General features: G+C 69.0%; 19 protein-coding genes. 8 read left to right on the forward strand and 11 right to left on the reverse strand.

Annotated elements, in window-relative coordinates; genetic code table 11:
* Nucleotides 1-26: 26 nt before the first annotated feature.
* Both AS25_RS15365 and AS25_RS15370 read right to left on the reverse strand, forming a co-directional pair.
* The gene (locus tag AS25_RS15365) at nt 27-548 is read right to left on the reverse strand and encodes a magnesium transporter (protein WP_253270587.1); all 522 of its coding nucleotides are present in this window, start codon (nt 546-548) and stop codon (nt 27-29) included.
* A gap of 63 nt (nt 549-611) precedes the next feature.
* Nucleotides 612-1,388: a magnesium transporter MgtE N-terminal domain-containing protein gene (locus AS25_RS15370; RefSeq protein ID WP_253270588.1), complete on the reverse strand. Its 777-nt coding sequence runs from the start codon at nt 1,386-1,388 to the stop codon at nt 612-614.
* Nucleotides 1,389-1,589: 201 nt separating this feature from the next.
* On the opposite strand from AS25_RS15370, the gene AS25_RS12880 reads away from it, so the two are divergent.
* Complete coding sequence (locus AS25_RS12880) at nt 1,590-2,006, forward strand: PaaI family thioesterase (RefSeq protein ID WP_231885612.1); 417 nt, start codon at nt 1,590-1,592, stop codon at nt 2,004-2,006.
* 53 nt (nt 2,007-2,059) lie between these two features.
* On the opposite strand, the gene AS25_RS15375 is transcribed toward AS25_RS12880, so the two are convergent.
* The 3 genes from AS25_RS15375 to AS25_RS12890 all read right to left on the reverse strand — a co-directional run bounded on the left by AS25_RS15375 (nt 2,060) and on the right by AS25_RS12890 (nt 3,624).
* Nucleotides 2,060-2,431: an amidohydrolase family protein gene (locus AS25_RS15375; protein WP_035965647.1), complete on the reverse strand. Its 372-nt coding sequence runs from the start codon at nt 2,429-2,431 to the stop codon at nt 2,060-2,062.
* 89 nt (nt 2,432-2,520) lie between these two features.
* Nucleotides 2,521-2,712 carry a hypothetical protein gene (locus AS25_RS15380; RefSeq protein WP_253270589.1) on the reverse strand — a complete coding sequence of 64 codons (192 nt, stop codon included), beginning with the start codon at nt 2,710-2,712 and terminating at the stop codon, nt 2,521-2,523.
* A 60-nt stretch (nt 2,713-2,772) separates the two neighbouring features.
* Complete coding sequence (locus tag AS25_RS12890) at nt 2,773-3,624, reverse strand: MFS transporter (protein WP_052160998.1); 852 nt, start codon at nt 3,622-3,624, stop codon at nt 2,773-2,775.
* A 302-nt stretch (nt 3,625-3,926) separates the two neighbouring features.
* Between AS25_RS12890 and AS25_RS12895 the strand changes: the two genes are divergently transcribed.
* Both AS25_RS12895 and AS25_RS12900 read left to right on the forward strand, forming a co-directional pair.
* Nucleotides 3,927-4,118: a hypothetical protein gene (locus AS25_RS12895; protein WP_035965649.1), complete on the forward strand. Its 192-nt coding sequence runs from the start codon at nt 3,927-3,929 to the stop codon at nt 4,116-4,118.
* 91 nt (nt 4,119-4,209) lie between these two features.
* A complete protein-coding gene (locus tag AS25_RS12900) occupies nt 4,210-5,541 on the forward strand; it encodes an MFS transporter (RefSeq protein WP_084118224.1) in 1,332 nt (443 codons plus the stop codon).
* 124 nt (nt 5,542-5,665) lie between these two features.
* Here AS25_RS12900 and AS25_RS12905 read toward each other — a convergent pair whose 3' ends face one another.
* Nucleotides 5,666-5,923, reverse strand: coding sequence for a hypothetical protein (locus AS25_RS12905; protein WP_035965651.1), 258 nt, complete (start codon nt 5,921-5,923; stop codon nt 5,666-5,668).
* A 419-nt stretch (nt 5,924-6,342) separates the two neighbouring features.
* Here AS25_RS12905 and AS25_RS15110 point away from each other — a divergent pair, with 419 nt between their 5' ends.
* Nucleotides 6,343-6,759: an NAD(P)-binding protein gene (locus tag AS25_RS15110; protein ID WP_301280195.1), complete on the forward strand. Its 417-nt coding sequence runs from the start codon at nt 6,343-6,345 to the stop codon at nt 6,757-6,759.
* Here the strand turns inward: AS25_RS15110 and AS25_RS12915 are convergent, their stop codons facing one another.
* The 5 genes from AS25_RS12915 to AS25_RS12935 form a co-directional block, all read right to left on the reverse strand.
* Nucleotides 6,760-8,016, reverse strand: coding sequence for an FAD-dependent oxidoreductase (locus AS25_RS12915; RefSeq protein WP_035965653.1), 1,257 nt, complete (start codon nt 8,014-8,016; stop codon nt 6,760-6,762). It abuts the gene before it with no gap.
* Nucleotides 8,013-9,743 carry a choline/carnitine O-acyltransferase gene (locus AS25_RS12920; protein ID WP_035965654.1) on the reverse strand — a complete coding sequence of 577 codons (1,731 nt, stop codon included), beginning with the start codon at nt 9,741-9,743 and terminating at the stop codon, nt 8,013-8,015. The genes AS25_RS12915 and AS25_RS12920 overlap by 4 nt, the downstream gene beginning before the upstream one ends.
* Nucleotides 9,744-9,845: 102 nt before the next feature.
* On the reverse strand, nt 9,846-11,048 hold the full coding sequence (locus tag AS25_RS12925; protein ID WP_035965655.1) for an aminotransferase-like domain-containing protein: 1,203 nt from the start codon (nt 11,046-11,048) through the stop codon (nt 9,846-9,848).
* A 43-nt stretch (nt 11,049-11,091) separates the two neighbouring features.
* Nucleotides 11,092-11,721, reverse strand: coding sequence for a TetR/AcrR family transcriptional regulator (locus AS25_RS13955; protein ID WP_052160999.1), 630 nt, complete (start codon nt 11,719-11,721; stop codon nt 11,092-11,094).
* Nucleotides 11,722-11,832: 111 nt separating this feature from the next.
* A complete protein-coding gene (locus AS25_RS12935) occupies nt 11,833-12,504 on the reverse strand; it encodes a DedA family protein (protein WP_035965656.1) in 672 nt (223 codons plus the stop codon).
* Between the two features lie 106 nt (nt 12,505-12,610).
* On the opposite strand from AS25_RS12935, the gene AS25_RS12940 reads away from it, so the two are divergent.
* The 4 genes from AS25_RS12940 to AS25_RS12955 all read left to right on the forward strand — a co-directional run bounded on the left by AS25_RS12940 (nt 12,611) and on the right by AS25_RS12955 (nt 15,933).
* On the forward strand, nt 12,611-13,057 hold the full coding sequence (locus AS25_RS12940) for a pyrimidine dimer DNA glycosylase/endonuclease V (RefSeq protein ID WP_035965658.1): 447 nt from the start codon (nt 12,611-12,613) through the stop codon (nt 13,055-13,057).
* 69 nt (nt 13,058-13,126) lie between these two features.
* Nucleotides 13,127-14,629: a DNA-3-methyladenine glycosylase 2 family protein gene (locus tag AS25_RS12945; protein WP_035965660.1), complete on the forward strand. Its 1,503-nt coding sequence runs from the start codon at nt 13,127-13,129 to the stop codon at nt 14,627-14,629.
* Nucleotides 14,626-15,126 (forward strand): methylated-DNA--[protein]-cysteine S-methyltransferase, encoded by a 501-nt coding sequence (locus AS25_RS12950; RefSeq protein ID WP_035965662.1) that lies wholly within the window; start codon nt 14,626-14,628, stop codon nt 15,124-15,126. Before AS25_RS12945 ends, AS25_RS12950 begins: the two co-directional genes overlap by 4 nt.
* Before the next feature lie 12 nt (nt 15,127-15,138).
* Nucleotides 15,139-15,933, forward strand: coding sequence for a glycosyltransferase family 2 protein (locus AS25_RS12955; protein ID WP_253270590.1), 795 nt, complete (start codon nt 15,139-15,141; stop codon nt 15,931-15,933).
* The last annotated feature ends 4 nt before the right edge of the window (nt 15,934-15,937 follow it).

Genomic DNA, 15,937 nt, shown 5'->3' on the forward strand with positions numbered 1-15,937 from the left:
GGCTCCGGCCTGGGGGTGCTCCCGCTCTAGGCCAGCCCCAGCATCGCCCGGGCGATCAGGAAGTAGACCACGAGCCCGGCTGCATCCACGAACGTGGAGATGAACGGGTTGGAGAACACGGCCGGGTCCGCCCCGATGGCGCGTGCGATCAATGGCATACATCCCCCCACGGTGGCGGCCAACGTACACAGGGCCAGCAATGTCAGCCCGATCACCGCGCAGATGTCCCACCCGTAGATCAACCCCACGATCACGAATCCCAGTCCGCCCAACAACAGCCCCAGACACAGTCCCACGCGCATCTCGCGCAGCATGACCTTGACGACGTCCCGGGTGTGCACGTCCCCCAGGGCGAGCGCGCGGGTCAGGGATGTCGCCGCCTGGTTACCCGTGTTGCCGCCGGTGCCCGTGAGCAGCGGGATGAACACGGACAGCACCACGAGCTGTTCCAGGGTGGACTCGAACGTCTCCAACACCCGTACGGTGAGCACGGCGCTGACCGCGAGCACCAACAACCACACCACGCGCGAGCGCACGAGCCGGAACACGGGGGTGGACAGGTACGGCCTGCGTAACGGCTCGGAACCGCTGAGCCGCGCCTGGTCCTCGGACTAGGCGTCCTCGAGAATGTTCAGGGCGTCGTCCACGGTGAGCACGCCCACCAGGCGGTCCTCGTCGTCCACGACGGGCAGGCTGAGCACCCGCAGGGCCGCGCACTGGCGCGCCGCCCGCTCCCGGGGTTCCGTCGCGGACACCCGGTCCGCCTCCTCCATGACCTGTGAGACAAGGGTATCCGGAGGGGCTGCCATGAGTCGCTGCAGGCTGGTCACTCCCAGGAGCCGCCGCTGCGGATCCGTGACCATGACCGTGTACACATTGCGGGTGCGTTCCAATTCCCCGCGCACCCTTTCCAGACTCTCGGCGCACGTCAGGTCGGGGTGGGTCGTGACGTACGAGGGGTTCATCCGCCGCCCGATCGAGTTCTCCGGGTAGCCGAGCACCGCCGCGGTGAGCTCGCGCTCGGAGAGCGGTAATCCCTTCAACAGCCGGGTGGCCAGGGCCGCAGGCAGTTCGTCCAGCAGACTCACGCGGTCGTCGGTGTCCAGGGACTCGACGACGCCCGCGACCTCCTCGTCCCGCAGACCCGTCACGAGTTCGCGCTGCAGCGGCGCGTCGAGACGTTCGAACACGGTCACCGCGCGGTCCTTGGCCAGCATCCGGTAGGCGACGGCGCGCTGGCGCACTCCCAGCCGCTCCAACAGGTCCACGACCTCCCCCACCGTGAGCTCCGCGAGCAAGCGCGCCACCTCCGGCAAGTCCTGGCTCCCGATGGCCGATTCGACGGCGCGGAAGGGCCGTTGAACCTTGACTTCCTGGACACGGCTCACGTGCCACCCCTTCCTGGTCATTGGACGGCACCGACGGGACGCGGGAGCCGTTGCCAGCCTGTCAGAAATCGGACGCGCCCGCCCAGTGGTGGCCGCACTCTAGAGTGTTCTCGTATCGCCCCACCCCGTACCCGGGAGTGGTCCTCCAGGCCCGGCCAGGCCCCGCACCGAAGGGTGACCGTGTACGCAGACCCCGCCGACATGACCGCCATCCGTGAACTCCTGCACGAGATCCTGCGCAACGATCCCGCACCCCTGCACCTGGGCATGGACCTCGGTGAGATCGAACAGGGCCGAGTGACCATGTCCATGACCGTGTCCGACTTCATGGCCAACGGCCACGGTGTCTGCCACGGCGGATACCTGTTCACCCTGGCGGACACCACGCTCGCGTACTGCTGCGCGACCGCCGGCTCCCCCATCCTCACGCGCAACGCCGAGATCACGTTCACGGCTCCCGCGCACAGCGGCCAGGTGATCACCGCGATCGCCACGCGCCGGGTGAGCTTCGGCAGGAATCAGATCTGCGACGTCGTCCTGGAGGCCGACGGGCGCGTGATCGCCTACTTCACGGGGCAGGGCACCACCCCGCCGCAGCCCAAAGGTACGGTGAAGTGACGGGCCGGGCACTGGAACGCCGCGCCGTCACCGCATGACAGACCGGAACGGCGCTACACCCGCCCCCGGTGCACGATGCGACCGTCGCACACCGTGAACTCCGAGACGATGTCCTTGAGCTCGGACTCGGGAACGTCGAGGGGGTTGCGGTCCAGCAGCACCAGGTCGCCCAGGAACCCCTCGGCAATGTGCCCCGGGCGGTCCTCCCCGAACGACGTCTTGGCCGCTTCCGCGGTGTAGGCGTCGAGCGCCTCGGCCACGGTGATGTTCTGGACGGTGTCCGCGACCCAACCCGAGACGGACGTGCGGGTCACGCACGCGTAGGTCCCGAACCACGGATTGGCGGTGGTCACGGGGAAGTCCGAATTGCTGGGCGCCGTGATCCCCCGGTCCAGGAAGGTGCGCATGGGATAGGCGCGGTTCATGCGCTCCTGGCCCAAATTATTGATGTACGAATTCCCGAGCTCCTACACGAACGCAGTCGAGGACGCCGCGATGAGGTCCAAGACTTGCCTCACGGCGCGGTCCCCGATCCCGTGGATCGCCACCCACTCACCCACTCCTCCGCCTCAGCTTCCTGTGCGGCCTCGCGGATCGCTTTGACGACGTCGCTCGCTCGCGGTGTCACGGACGGCCTGCAGTCCGCCTTCATGGCCAGGCAGGCATACATTCCGGGATGCCCGTGGGACTCGATGAGCCCCGGCATGAGGTAACGCCCGCCCGCATCCACAACGGGTGCACCCTCCGGGGTGCGCGCGATGGCCGACTAGCGGACCTTGACCGGGAACAACTGGGTCAAAACGGTGCCCACGGGGGCGTACGGAATGGAGGCGAAGCCGAGTCCCAGGATCATGGCCACGGTGATCAGGGCGGTGTCCCGGGTGTCCACGAGCCAGAAGATGGGGAAAGCGACGAGCGCGGCGATCGCGTAGCCGACGGCCACCACGATGGACGGGGAGGTCTTGTCCGCGACTTTGCCCGCGATGAACATCACCACGATCTGCGCCACGGCACCCCATGCGATGGCCGTGAGGATCACGGTGGAGGGCAGACCGAGCTGCTTGGTCACGTAGCTGATCATGAACGTGGTCAGCACGAAGAAGCCGGCGTTACCGAACAGGTAGGTGCCGATACCCACGATCAGCCGACCGGGAGCGGCGCGCAGGATGTCGCCGGCGGGCGCGCTCTGCTTCTCGTGCGGCGTCGCCGACCGAGCGGCCTCGGCCTGCTTGCAGACGTCCGTCTCGTCGATCTTGAGCCGGATCCACACGCCCACGGCGACCAGGACGATGGAGATCAGGTACGGGATACGCCACGCGCCCTCGAGGAACCGCTCGCCCGAGAGGGCCACCACGGCGGCCACGATCATGGAGGACAGGATGGTGCCGGTGGGCGAACCCAGCTGCACCACCGCGCTGGAGAAACCGCGCTTGTGCTCAGGGGCGTTCTCCACGGCCAGCAGGGTGGCGCCGCCCCATTCGCCGCCGACCGCCATGCCCTGCACGATCCGCAGGACGGCCAGCGCGGGGTCCTCACCGCCGAAGAACAAGGGCGCGAAGACGATGGACGCGGTGGCGCCGAACAGGAAGAAGTCGTACCACTCGAGGGACGTGCCCACGTAGGCGCCGATCAGCGCTTTGCAGGCCTTGCGGGGGTCGTGTTCTCGGGCCGCGGGATGCTCCGCGGTATGGTCCGTGGGACCTTCGGTCGTGCTGGACGTGACAACCTCTGGATCAGGGAAGTGGTGCCGTTGCCCCGGGACCCGCTCATACGAGCACCCGGAACAGTGGCCGCGATTATTTATGTGACCAGGGTCCTACACCGGAGCTTTCCGGCGGGTTCAAGACTGGAAGGGGTCCGTCCGAAATTCGCTGCCGCGAGACGGTTGTCGCGTCCCGTGGCAAGTGGTCGAATGAACGCATGAGTGAAAACAGCATCTGGGATGCCCTGGAATCCGCACGCGACAAGGCCAAGGAACGGGAGCAGGAGGAGATGCAGCGCGTCGAGGACGCGGACAACCACGAGCAGCAACGCGCCGCCAGCTCCCGCGTGGCAGCACGCCAAGCCGTGCGCGAGACGCTCGACGACATTCTCGCGCAGCGGGAGGGGTGAGGGGTTCACGGAGGGGGTGAGCCCCCTCCGGCAACCCCGTGCGGCTCGGGGAACGGTTCCGTTCCCCGAGCCGCTGCGCCATCTGATATTGATGCTGGGGACGCACATCGACCGAAAAGTCCCCACGAGCACGCATCACTTCATCCGAGCACGGCTGCCGTGGGTGGTGGCCGGGATCATCCTCGTGGCGCTGAGCCTGCGCGGGCCCATCATCGCGCCCACGCCCGTGATCACGAACATCCAGGCGGACATCGGCCTTTCTTCGGTCGCGGCGGGGCTGCTCACGGGACTCCCGGTGTTCCTCTTCGCCGTGGTCACCCCGGCGGCCTCCGCGGTCATCCGACGCGCGGGCCCCGAGGCCGCCGTCCTGCTCTGCCTCATCGGTGTCCTAGTGGGCACCATCATCCGTTCCCTCGGCTCCACGCCCCTGCTGTTGGTGGGCACCGTGGCCATCGGGGCGTCGATTACGATCGGCAACATCGTGATCCCGGTCATCATCCGCCGCGACGTCCCCTGGCGCCAGGTCTCCGTGGTCACCGCCGCCTACTCCGCGGCCCTCAACGTGGGGTCCATGATCACCGCGCTCGGCACCGCGCCGCTCGCCGCCGCCCTGGGGTGGCGCTGGGCCCTCACGGCCTGGGGCGTCCTGGCGCTCGCCGGCATCGGCTACTGGCTCCTGCTTTCACGACGCCGCTCCGGCAGCCCCGGCGACGACGCCGCCCCAGCCGCCCACACGCCGTCGTCCCCCGACGCCCCCGGCCGCGGCGCGGCCCCCAACCCCCACGCGCCGTCGGCCCCCGAAACTTCAGAGGCCCCCGCGGAGATGCTGCCGCCAGCGGAACCCGACACCGCTCACGCGACGGGGCGTGTGCGGAGCATCGGCTGGCTGCTCGCGCTGGCGTTCTGCGGGCAGGCCATGGCCTACTACTCGGTGACGGCGTGGCTACCCACGCTGCTCGCGGACACGCGGGGGTTGAGCTTGGCGAGTTCCGGGGCCTCGGCGTCGCTGTTCCAGGTGGCCGCCGTCATCGGGGCGTTCGGCGTGCCCCTCCTGGCCGCACGGGCGCCCGCGTGGGTTCCGGTGGCATTGATCGGAGCGCTGTGGATCACGCTACCCATCGGCCTGATGCTCGCGCCGGGGTGGTTCATCGCGTGGTCGCTCATCGGCGGGGCGGCCCAGGGCGGCGGTTTCACGGCGATCTTCTCGATCGTCGCCCGCGTAGCCCGCTCCTCCGCCGAGGCGGCGCGGATGTCCGCGCGGGTGCAGGGTATCGGCTACCTCGCGGCCACGATCGGGCCACCCCTGGCCGGAGGTTTGAACACCGCGACCGGGGCGTGGACGGCGCCCCTGCTGTTGATGCTCGCCGCGACCGTGGTGTTCACGGTGGGCGGGGTGTTGGCGGCGTTCAGGGCGCGGTCGTGAACACCACGACATGACAGCGCGCGTTCCACTGCAGTTGATGTTGCGGATACAGGACTGGGGCCCACTCACGAATGAGTGGGCCCCAGTCATCAGGTCCTGGATCTAGAACCTATGGAACGAGGTCTCAGCGACCCGGGTGGGTGGTGCCGTCCACGTTGGTGGTCCCGGTGTCGCGCACGGTGCTGGTCCCGGTGTCGCGGCGACGATCCGTGGTGTGGTCGACGTGGCGATCGTTGTGGACGGTCTTGTTCTTCTTCAGCAGACCGGCCAGACCCAGGAGACCGGCCAGACCCCACAGGCCGGCGTTGCCGTTGTCGTCGTTGGTCTGCTGGCTCGTGGCGGGCCGGGAATAACAGCATGGATATTCGATAAGGGGGCGCATTGATTTCGCACCCTTGGAAATATGGTCTTAACTGGCCTAACGTGCCCCCCATTATGACGTCGCCGCCTCTCGCGGGCAACAGTGTGCTCTCTTTATATTCGGGAATAATCGGAGGCGAGTCCGAGAGCTTGATTCTCCTGGCCGGGGCCCGCCGGAACACCGGCGCGTACTGCATCACCCAGGTGAATCGGCGATTTCCTTAAATTTTCCCGCATACACGCGAGCGAAGAGGATGAATCGGGAATAAATATACGATTTCGTCCTCGCGCCCCCAGCACCGATGATCGAGGAACGCAGAGGACATTCCCCTACCCCCCCTCCGTAACCTCACCCGCCCCGGACCAGCGCACCCCCTTCCCCGGGTAGTTTCAAGATCAGTCACCCCGGGAGGAGCTCACATATCCCAGCGCATCGCCATCATCGGCGCGGGAATCGGCGGTCTGACCCTTGCCATCGATCTGCAGCGCAAGGGGTTGGACGTCCGGATCTACGAACAGACCGCTGTCCTGCGGGAGGTCGACGCCGCCGTCCCCCACCACGGCCAGGGCGCCAACCAGTCCATCGAGGACGCGATCGTCCTATCCGACCTACTCTCCAGTACGACCGACTGGGACCATGCGCGTGCCGAGTACGAGCGGCGTCGCCGTTTCCGTACCCGCAAGATCGTGGACGCGTCCGTCACCGTGGGTGAAATGCTCCACCTGCCCGACGGCGCTCGCGCCCGGGAACGCAACACTCGCCTGGCCTCGCCGGACGCCTTCGACCGGGACCTGGACTCGATCCATTCGTTCCATGCCGATGAGCAGGTCCCGGAAGCCCCGGCCGTGGGTGGGTGATCAGGAAGGGCGTCGCGCCCAGCGCGGCGCCCGCTCCGGCCGCGGTCCTACGCCCACCGCCAACGCCGGGAACGCACTGAGCCACGGGACCCGCCGCACGACCTTCACGACCCACGACGGCGGCCGCAGGTCCCTGCCCCGGATCGCCGGCATGATCAGTGCCGCGTGCAGGATTCGCTGCATGCCCTGGATGACCACCGTGGGCACCATGCGGCGTCGCTGGATCCGCGCCAACGCACGCGCCTCCGCCCGCCCGGAGGCCCCGCCAGAACGCAGCAGCGGAGCCAGAATGCGGGCCGCAGCCACCGCGTCCTGCACCGCCAGATTGATCCCGACGCCGCCCACCGGCGACATCGCGTGTGCGGCGTCCCCGATGCACAGGACCCCCGGGGCGTGCCAGCGGCGCAGCCGGTCCAGGCGCACGTCGAGGTGCTTCACGTCCGCCATGGACCCGATCCCGGTCACCCCGGCGGCCGCCTCCGGGAAGAGCTGCGCGGCGTCGGCCCGGAAGGCGTCGAGACCGCGGGCGCGCACGGCGTCGTCGGCACCCTTGGGGCCCAGCTGCGCGACCTGGATGTAGCCGTCGCGCGGGATGCCGATGGCCACCCGCCCCCGGTTCGAGCGCGGCAGCAGCGACTCCCCCACGCGGCGATCGGTGGGCAAGCGGTACCACCAGACGTCGAAGCCCACGGCGCGTTCCCGCGCCGGAAACCCTACGGCGCGGCGGATCACGGACCAGCGGCCGTCGCACGCGATCGTGAGATCAGCCGCCACCTGTCCAGTACCTTCCGGCGATTCGACGACGACGCCGCTCACCCGCCCCTTCTCCCACGTCACCCCGGTGACCTCGTGCTCCGCGCGCAGCGAGAACGTGGATTCGGCGGCGGCCGCGTCCGCGAGCAGGTTCAGAAGATCCCACTGTGGGACCATGGCGATGTAGGGGTGGCGCACCGGCAACCGGGTGAAGTCCACCATGCGCACCGGGCGGCCCTCGGGGTCCGGGAGGTCCACGTGGGTGACCCTGGAATGCGGAATGGCCTTGAAACGATCGACGAGACCGAGATCGTCGAGCAGGGCCAGAGTGGTGGGATGCACGGTGTCCCCGCGGAAGTCGCGGAGGAAGTCCGCGTGCTTCTCCAACACCGTGACCGCCACACCCGCACGCGCCAGTAGGAGACCCAGCACCAGGCCGGCCGGACCGCCGCCGACGATGGCGCACGTGGTGCGAACGGTGGGCGGCTCCGCGGGCGTCGTCACCCCGCCAGCCCCTTCACGAATCCCCAGAACGTTTCCGCGCTCACTGTCAGATTGTGCGCGAAGGCCTCCAGGTCCTCACTCGAGTCCCGGCGGTAGTTCACGCAGAACTCGTAGCCGTCCGTATGGGTCGTGTACGTGACACCGAAGCCCTCGGGTGTGGTGGGCGCGAACGCGTAGCGCACGATCGGGTCCGGACCGCCGATGGACGTGGTGGACAGGAAGTCGTGGCGCATGGCCGCGATCCCCGGGGAGTCGAAGAACTCGGACAGCTCCCCCGTCTTCCGGGCCATCATGGCGAGTCCCAACAGGTGGCGATCCACGCCGCGGGCGTTCTTGCAGGCCTTGACCCAGCCACGATGTGCGTCCAGGGCCTCCGTGAACAGCTCCTCGGTCGCCTCACCGGTGAGCAGGGCGCGGGCGAACTCGGTGGCCTGCGGGGTCACGGGGCGGAGGCACTCGGTGCGCCCCGCCTGGAACTCACGCATGTCCACCGCTTCATATACACCGCGCGCCGTCCCGTACGTCGCGAGCTGGGCGAGCAACATGATGAATTGCTGAGCGGCGTCGTCGCTGATCCTGAACGGGAGTTCGGCGCGGTGCAGCCGCGGCACGAACACCCGGTGCACGCCCAGCAGCGCGGCCTCCGTGCGGTATTGGGCGACCCGCGCCACGAGTTCGTCACGCAACTGCGGCTCGAGCTCCCACGTAATCGCGGCGGGTTGCGGGGCGTCCGGCAGCGCGGCCTCGTCCGGGATCGTCACGTCCTGCATGGCTCCCGCGACGGCCAGGATCGTAGCCCCGTCCACGGTGCTGTGTTCCACGTGCATGGCCAGCCACGGATCCTCGAGGCACACCTCGTATGTGATCGGTTTGTAGGCCCACGCTTGCCCCACCTCGAACGCGCAGCGCTCCAGGTGCTCCACGACCTCGGCCCGTGCCCCCACGACATTGACCAGGAACACCATGCGGCTGATCCGGTCGTAGATCTCCGCGTTGTCCTCGTTCGAAGTCAACTTCTCCAACAGGGGCGCGGCCGTCTCACTGCCCAGGTAGGACAGCGCCCCGAACGGCAGCTCGGTCTCCCGCGGTTCGTCCCGCTCCACGACCGCGCGCAGCCCCGCGGCCACCGTGCGCAGCGGCAGCGGTTGCCGGTCCCGGGTGCTGATCGTCAGCGCGTACAGCCGGCCGCGGTGGATCACGCCGATCTCCTCCGCTGCCTCGGCCGACCCCGACGACGCCGCTCGCTCCGGTCTGCGGATCTCATCCCGTTCCGCGCGAGGATGCCGCACTCCGCCCGTGAGACATTCCCATTGGGACATACTCACGTCGTTACCGCGGGGGTCCACCTCCTGCGGGGTCTCCCCGCGCACCTGCCGTAGATGCACCCACGCCGCCCGGTAGACGAGTTCGGCCGCCCGGCCCAGCCCCGGGGCGCCAAAGTCCCCCGTGATCTGGAATCCCACGTTGGTGGTCAGCGGCAGGGGTGTGCGCACGCTCAGATATCCGTCCAGCCACTCCCGGGACAACCAACTGCGCCCCTCGGCGTCCTCCGCACGGGCAAACTCCTCGAGTGCCGCTTGCAACCGCGGACCCTCCCCGGTCCGGAACGCTTCCGCATCACGCCGGGTCCGCTCGAGCGCCGCGCCGTCCACGAGGGGTTCGACGGCGCTCAGCATCCGCTGCAGCGTCTCCTCCAGCGGGGGCACGGGAAGGGGTTTCACACTCATGAGGGATCCTTTCGGTCGCAGGAACGGGAGGGTCGGATCAATGGGAGGGTCGGCGCGACGCCGCCCGTGCGGATCCGCCGCGGTGTTCCATGGGGTCGAGGTCTACAGCTCCCCGTAGCGGGCCAGCGCGTGGCCCAGCCGCTGCACGCCCTCGTGGATCACGTCCGGGGCATGGGTCACGAAGGACAACCGCATGGTGGACTCGTCCGGGTCGTGCGCATAGAAGGAGGCACCCGGGACGAAGGCCACGCCCTCCTCCACCGCGAACGGTAGCAATCGGGCGGTGTCGATCCCGTGCCCCAGTCGGACCCACAGGAACATGCCTCCGTCCGGGCGGGTGATGTGAGCGTCCCGCGGGAGGACGGCCTCGAGTTCCGCGTACATGGCCCGCGCCCGCTCGGCGTAGACGGGACGTACGCGCTCGAGGTGCGCCTCGACGTCGGCGGTTGCAAGATACCGCGCCACGGCCAATTGGTCCGGCACGGGCGACTGCAGCCCGATCGCCTGCTTGGCCACAGTGAGCGTGAACTGGATGGGCCCCTCGGAGCGCATCCACCCGATCCGCACCCCCGGGGCGATGATCTTGGACACCGAGTTCAGCAGGATCGTCTGCGCGGACATCCCCGGAAGGGATGCGATGGGGGCCATGGGTTCGCCCGTGTAACACAGCTCGCCGTACGGGTCGTCCTCCACGAGCGCGGTGCCGGTGCGCAGTAGGACGTCCGCGACGGCGCGGCGTCGTTCCACGGGCATGCAGATCCCGGACGGGTTCTGGAAGGACGGGATCAGGTAGACGAAGGTGGGGTTGTGCTCGGCGATGAGCCGCTCGAGTTCCTCCGGCACCACGCCGTGCTCGTCCGTGGGGACGCCCACCATGTGCGCACCGTTGAGATCGAAGGCCTGTACAGCCGCCAGGTAGGTGGGCCGTTCCACGAGGATCACGTCCCCCGGGTTGACGAGCGCCTGGGCCACCACGAACAACCCCTCCTGAGAGCCCGTGGTCACCTGGACCTGGTCCGCAGTGGTGGGCAGGTGCCTGCTGACCCGACGCGCCGCTTGCTCGCGAAGTTCCAGCTCACCCTCGCTCGAGGCGTACTGCAGCGCGCGTGCGGGGTGGTTCGCGAATACCCACTCGTAGGCGGCCTTGATGTCATCGACCTCGAAGTACGCGGGATCCGGGACACCACCGGCGAACGAGATCACACCCTCCTTGGACACCACCTCCAACAGGTCGCGCACGGGGGAGGAATTCACCCCGCGCAGACGGTCGGCGATACGGAACGAGAAGGGTTCGAGGGTGCTCATGCGGCCAGTATCCCACCGGCCCCGGAACGGTGAGGGTCCGGGATCACTCACCCAGGGGCGTGCGCGCGCACCAAGCTCTCAGGAGGGCGAGCACGTGACGGTCGAACGCGGCGTCGGCATCCGCGTCGGGGAAGACCGGACGGCTCATCTCGATGGCGATCCATCCATGGACGCCCGCCCAGAGTGTGGCACCGATGACCTCCACGGGGAGGTCATGGAAGATCCCCTTGTCGATGGCCCCGCGGACCAGTCGGTACATGGGTTGCATGGCCGTGTTCGCGAACTCCGCGCGGCTGGATCCCCCGGTGGAACCGTCCCTGCGGGCGCCGATGCAGTCTCCCGCCTTGCCCAGGATCACGTTGTACAGCGCCGGGAACTCCAGGGCCCAGCGTCTGCCGGAGCGGGCGAGTGCGCGCATGTCCGCCACGGGTTCGCCGGTGCGCACGGCCATCTCGTGCGCGCTGAGGTAGCTCACGATCGCTTCCTCCCGCACGGCATCGATCAGGGCGTCCCTGCTGCCGAACATGGTGTAGATCGCGGTGGTGGAGCAGCCGTGCTTGGCGGCCAGTGGCCGGAGGGAAACGGACTCGACACCACCGGCCAGGATCTGTTCGGCGGTGTTCTTAATCAGTGCTTTGCGAGTGGTCTCGTCAAATTTTCGGGGTCGGGCCACACGTGCGATCGTACTGGTCAAAGCCTTGTTAGTGCATTAATTATCTAGAATTGTGGGCATCTTAGGGGACAACTGTATCCCAGTTTGCGACCCCTCGAGGTGCCCCGTGATTCATCCCTCGTGAGCCGAACGACGATTGCGCCGGATCCGCTTGACGACCCACCACACCAGGAACAGCAGGACCGCGATCACCACGATGCGTGAGAACACCCCGGCGTACTGTTCCGCGATGTGCCAGTTCTCCCCCAGGAAGTACCCGGCGAGCACGAAAATGGTGTTCCAGATCAGGGACCCGGCCGCGCTGAGCACCACGAACAGTCCGAACGACATCCGCTCGATCCCCGCGGGAACGGAGATCAGGGATCTGAAGATGGGGATCATCCTCCCGAAGAACACGGCGGCCTTGCCGTGGCGGTCGAACCACTCCTCGGTGCGATCCAGGTCATGCAGATCCACGAGCGGCATCTTGTCCACGATCACGCGCAGGCGGCGTCGTCCCAGTGCGGCGCCGATCCAGTACAGCGCGATCGCGCCCACGACCGACCCCAGCGTGGTCCAGAAGATGGCCCCGCCCAGGCTGAAATTGCCCTGGCTGGCCGTGAAACCGGCGAGCGGGAGGATCACCTCGGACGGCAGCGGCGGGAACAGGTTCTCCAGGGCCACGAGCAGTCCGGCGCCGGGAGCGCCGATGGCTTCCATGACGTCCACCACCCACCCCGCGATACCGGAGAGCTGAGCACTCTCGTCGGCTGATGTGGCGGCCAGGATGGCAGGCAGGGACATGAAGGTGTTCTCCGCACGTGGTCGTCAGGGGTGTGTCCGCCATGCTACGGGAGGAATCTTGGGGTCCGCTTGGAGCTATCGGGGCGGTGCGCGATTGAATGGGGCCATGCGTCTGTGGTCAGTTCACCCGTCCCTGCTGGACCGTCGTGCTCTGGTGGCGTGCTGGCGGGAGGGCCTGCTCGCCCAGAAGGTCCTGCTCGGTCAGACCAAGGGCTACACGCGCCACCCCCAGCTACAGCGCTTCCGCGCCACGAGCGATCCGGTCCTGTCCGTGGCCACGTACCTGCACGGCGTCGCCGACGAGGCCGACCGCCGCGGCTACAACTTCGACCGCACCCGCCTGGCCCGGGAGGCGAGCACACAGCCCATCACGCTCACCGTGACCACCGGTCAGCTGCGCTACGAGTTCGAGTTCCTGCTGCGCAAGGTCCTCGACCGCGACCCAGAGTGGGCGCGATCCGCACTGGACGGCATCGATCCCCATGCCGCTCCTCACCACCCGTTGTTCGTCCCGGTTCCCGGGCCGGTCGCCGAGTGGGAGCGCGTGAAGTAACCGGTTCGGTCCACCGCCGTGTCCGAAATCCGCTAGCGCCCGGCGCCCGGGCGTGGGACCGTGGGACGCATGCCCCCTCAAGACTCCTCGTTCGACGAGCGCTACCGGGCTGTCGAATCCCGGGACGGGCGCTTCGACGGGCAGTTCGTGACCGCGGTGCGCACCACCGGGATCTACTGCCGCCCGAGCTGCCCCGCGCGCACGCCCCACCGCGAGAACGTGCGCTTCTACCGCACGAGCGCGGCCGCCCACGCCGCCGGGTACCGCGCCTGCAAACGCTGTGCCCCGGAGGCCGTGCCGGGGTCCCCGGAGTGGGATCTGCGCGGGGACGTGGTGGGGCGCGCCATGCGGCTCATCACCGAGGGGGTCGTGGACCGCGAGGGCGTGCTGGGACTCGCGCGGCGCGTGGGATATTCCACGCGCCACCTCACCCGCGTGCTGACCGAGGAACTCGGCGCCGGACCGCTCGCGCTCGCCCGCGCCCACAGGGCCCAGACGGCGCGCGCCCTACTGACGCAGACGGACCTGCCGGTCGCGGAGACCGCGTTCGCCGCGGGATTCTCGAGCATCCGACAGTGCAACGAGGTGATCCGCGAGGTGTACGACATGACCCCGCAGCAATTGCGGGCGCGCAGCACGAGCACCGGACCCTCGGGACACGGCGCGGCGAGTGAGCCGGGCGAGGTGGACCTCGCGTTGAGCTATCGCGAGCCCCTGGACGTGCGCGGGCTGTTCGTGTGGTTCGCGGTCCATGCGGTGGACGGCGTGGAGGTCGGGACCCCCGCCTCCTACACCCGCGCGCTGAGCCTGCCCGGCGGCCCGGCCTGGCTGCGCGTGTACGAGCGCGCGGGGCGGTTGCGGTTGCGCGCGCGGGTCACGGATCTCGCGGACCTGCCCGTGCTGATCGCCCGGGTGCGTCGGCTCTTCGACCTGGACGCCGATCCGGAAGCGGTGACCGCCGCGCTGTCCTGGGTGCCGGTGCTGCGTCCGCTGGTCGAGGCCACCCCGGGGCTGCGGGTCGCCGGTTCCGCGGACCCGCACGAGACGCTGATCCGCACGCTCATCGGTCAGCAGATCTCCCTGGCCGCGGCCCGCACCGTGTTGGGCGCCCGCGCGCGGGACATGGGAGAGCCCGCGCCCTCCTTCGCCACGGGCATCCGGTACATGTTCCCGACCGCCGAGGCCATCGCCGAGCACGGCGCCCGGTTCTTGGGCGGGCCGGCCGCGCGGGTCCGGGCGGTCCTGGGTGCCGCCCGTGCGCTCGCCTCCGGTGAGTTGCGGCTGTCCCCCGGCGACGACGCCGCTCAGCAACGCGCCGCGCTCCTCGCCCTGCCCGGGGTGGGGCCGTGGACCGCGGACCACGTGCGCATGCGGGTCACCGGGGACCCGGACGTTTTCCTGATCGACGACGGCGCCATGCGCGCCGGTGCCCGACGGCTCGGCCTCCCGGACACCAAACCCGCACTCGTGGAGTGGGCCCGGGCCGCTGCCCCGTGGCGCAGTTACGCCACCACCCATCTGTGGGGTCCGCTGACCCCTCCCGCATCCTTCTCGGAAAGTGAGCAGTCATGACATATGTCGTTGAGAGCATTGACACCCCTGCTGGCCCCTTCACGGCAGTGGCCCGGGAGGACGGAACCGTCGTGGCCTCCGGATGGACAAGCTCGACCGAGCAGCTGCTCGCGCGGATCCGCCCGGCCTTCCGTCCGGAGGAAGCGCAATCCGGCGACGTGCCCGCGCTGGAGGCCGTTCGCGCGTTCTACGATGGCGACCTCGACTCCGTCATGTCCGTGCCCGTGGACCTGCACGGCACCGAGGGCCAGCAGGCCGGGTGGGCCGCACTGCGCCGCATCCGTCCCGGGTCCCCGCTGACCTACACCGAGTTCGCGCGGGAGCTGGGCAGCCCCCGGGCCGTGCGGGCGGCTGCGTCCGTATGTGCCCGCAATCCCGCGGCGTTGTTCGTCCCGTGCCACCGGGTGCTGCGCTCGGACGGTTCTATGGGTGGGTTCGCGTGGGGCGAGGCGATTAAACGTGATCTGCTGCGGCGGGAGGCACGCTCCGCGGCATGACAGACTGGACGGGTGGAACGGGAGAATACCGAGCAACGCATGACCTGCAGCGTGGTCATCCCCGTTCGTAACGACTCTTCCTATCTGGACCGCTGTCTCCGGGCCCTGCGTGAGCAGACCCGCACCCCGGACGAGATCGTCGTTGTGGACAACGGTTCTACCGACGATCTCCCGGGGGTGCTGGACCGCCACCCCGAAGTGCACCGGGTATGGGAGCCCGTGCCCGGAGTGGCCGTCGCCGCGGCTGCTGGCTACGACGCCGCCCACGGGGACCTCATCCTGCGCTGTGACGCGGACAGCCTCCCCTCCCCCGACTGGGTCGAGCGACACGCCGCGGTGCTGTCACGGGCCCTGCGGGATCCGCGGGGGAAGACGACCGTGGCGGTGTCCGGGATCGCGCGGTTCGGGCCGCAGTACGGGTTGGCCGGACGCATCCTGGGAGCGGCATACATCACGGCCTACCGCCTGGTGGCCGGTACAGCCCTGGGCCACTGGGCGTTGTGGGGGTCCAACATGGCCTTCACCCGGGCGTGGTGGCAGCAGGTCCGGGGCGAGGTGCACCGGGATCCACGGGTGCACGACGACTTCGACCTCAGCTTCCGCGTCCGCCGCGATCAGCGCGTGATCATGGACCCGGGCAATGCCGCGATCGTGTCCTGGCGGGCCATGGTCTCCCCCGCTCGGATCCGCCGGCAGCTGCGCATGGCCATGGCCACCGTGTTCCTCAACTGGCGCGGTGAACGACCATGGGTGCGCATTCGGCGACGCATTCTCTCCAGCACCCTGAGTCGTGGGGGCAGCCGATGACGCC

This window comes from Kocuria marina (genome assembly GCF_000786655.1).
Taxonomy (GTDB): domain Bacteria; phylum Actinomycetota; class Actinomycetes; order Actinomycetales; family Micrococcaceae; genus Kocuria; species Kocuria marina_A.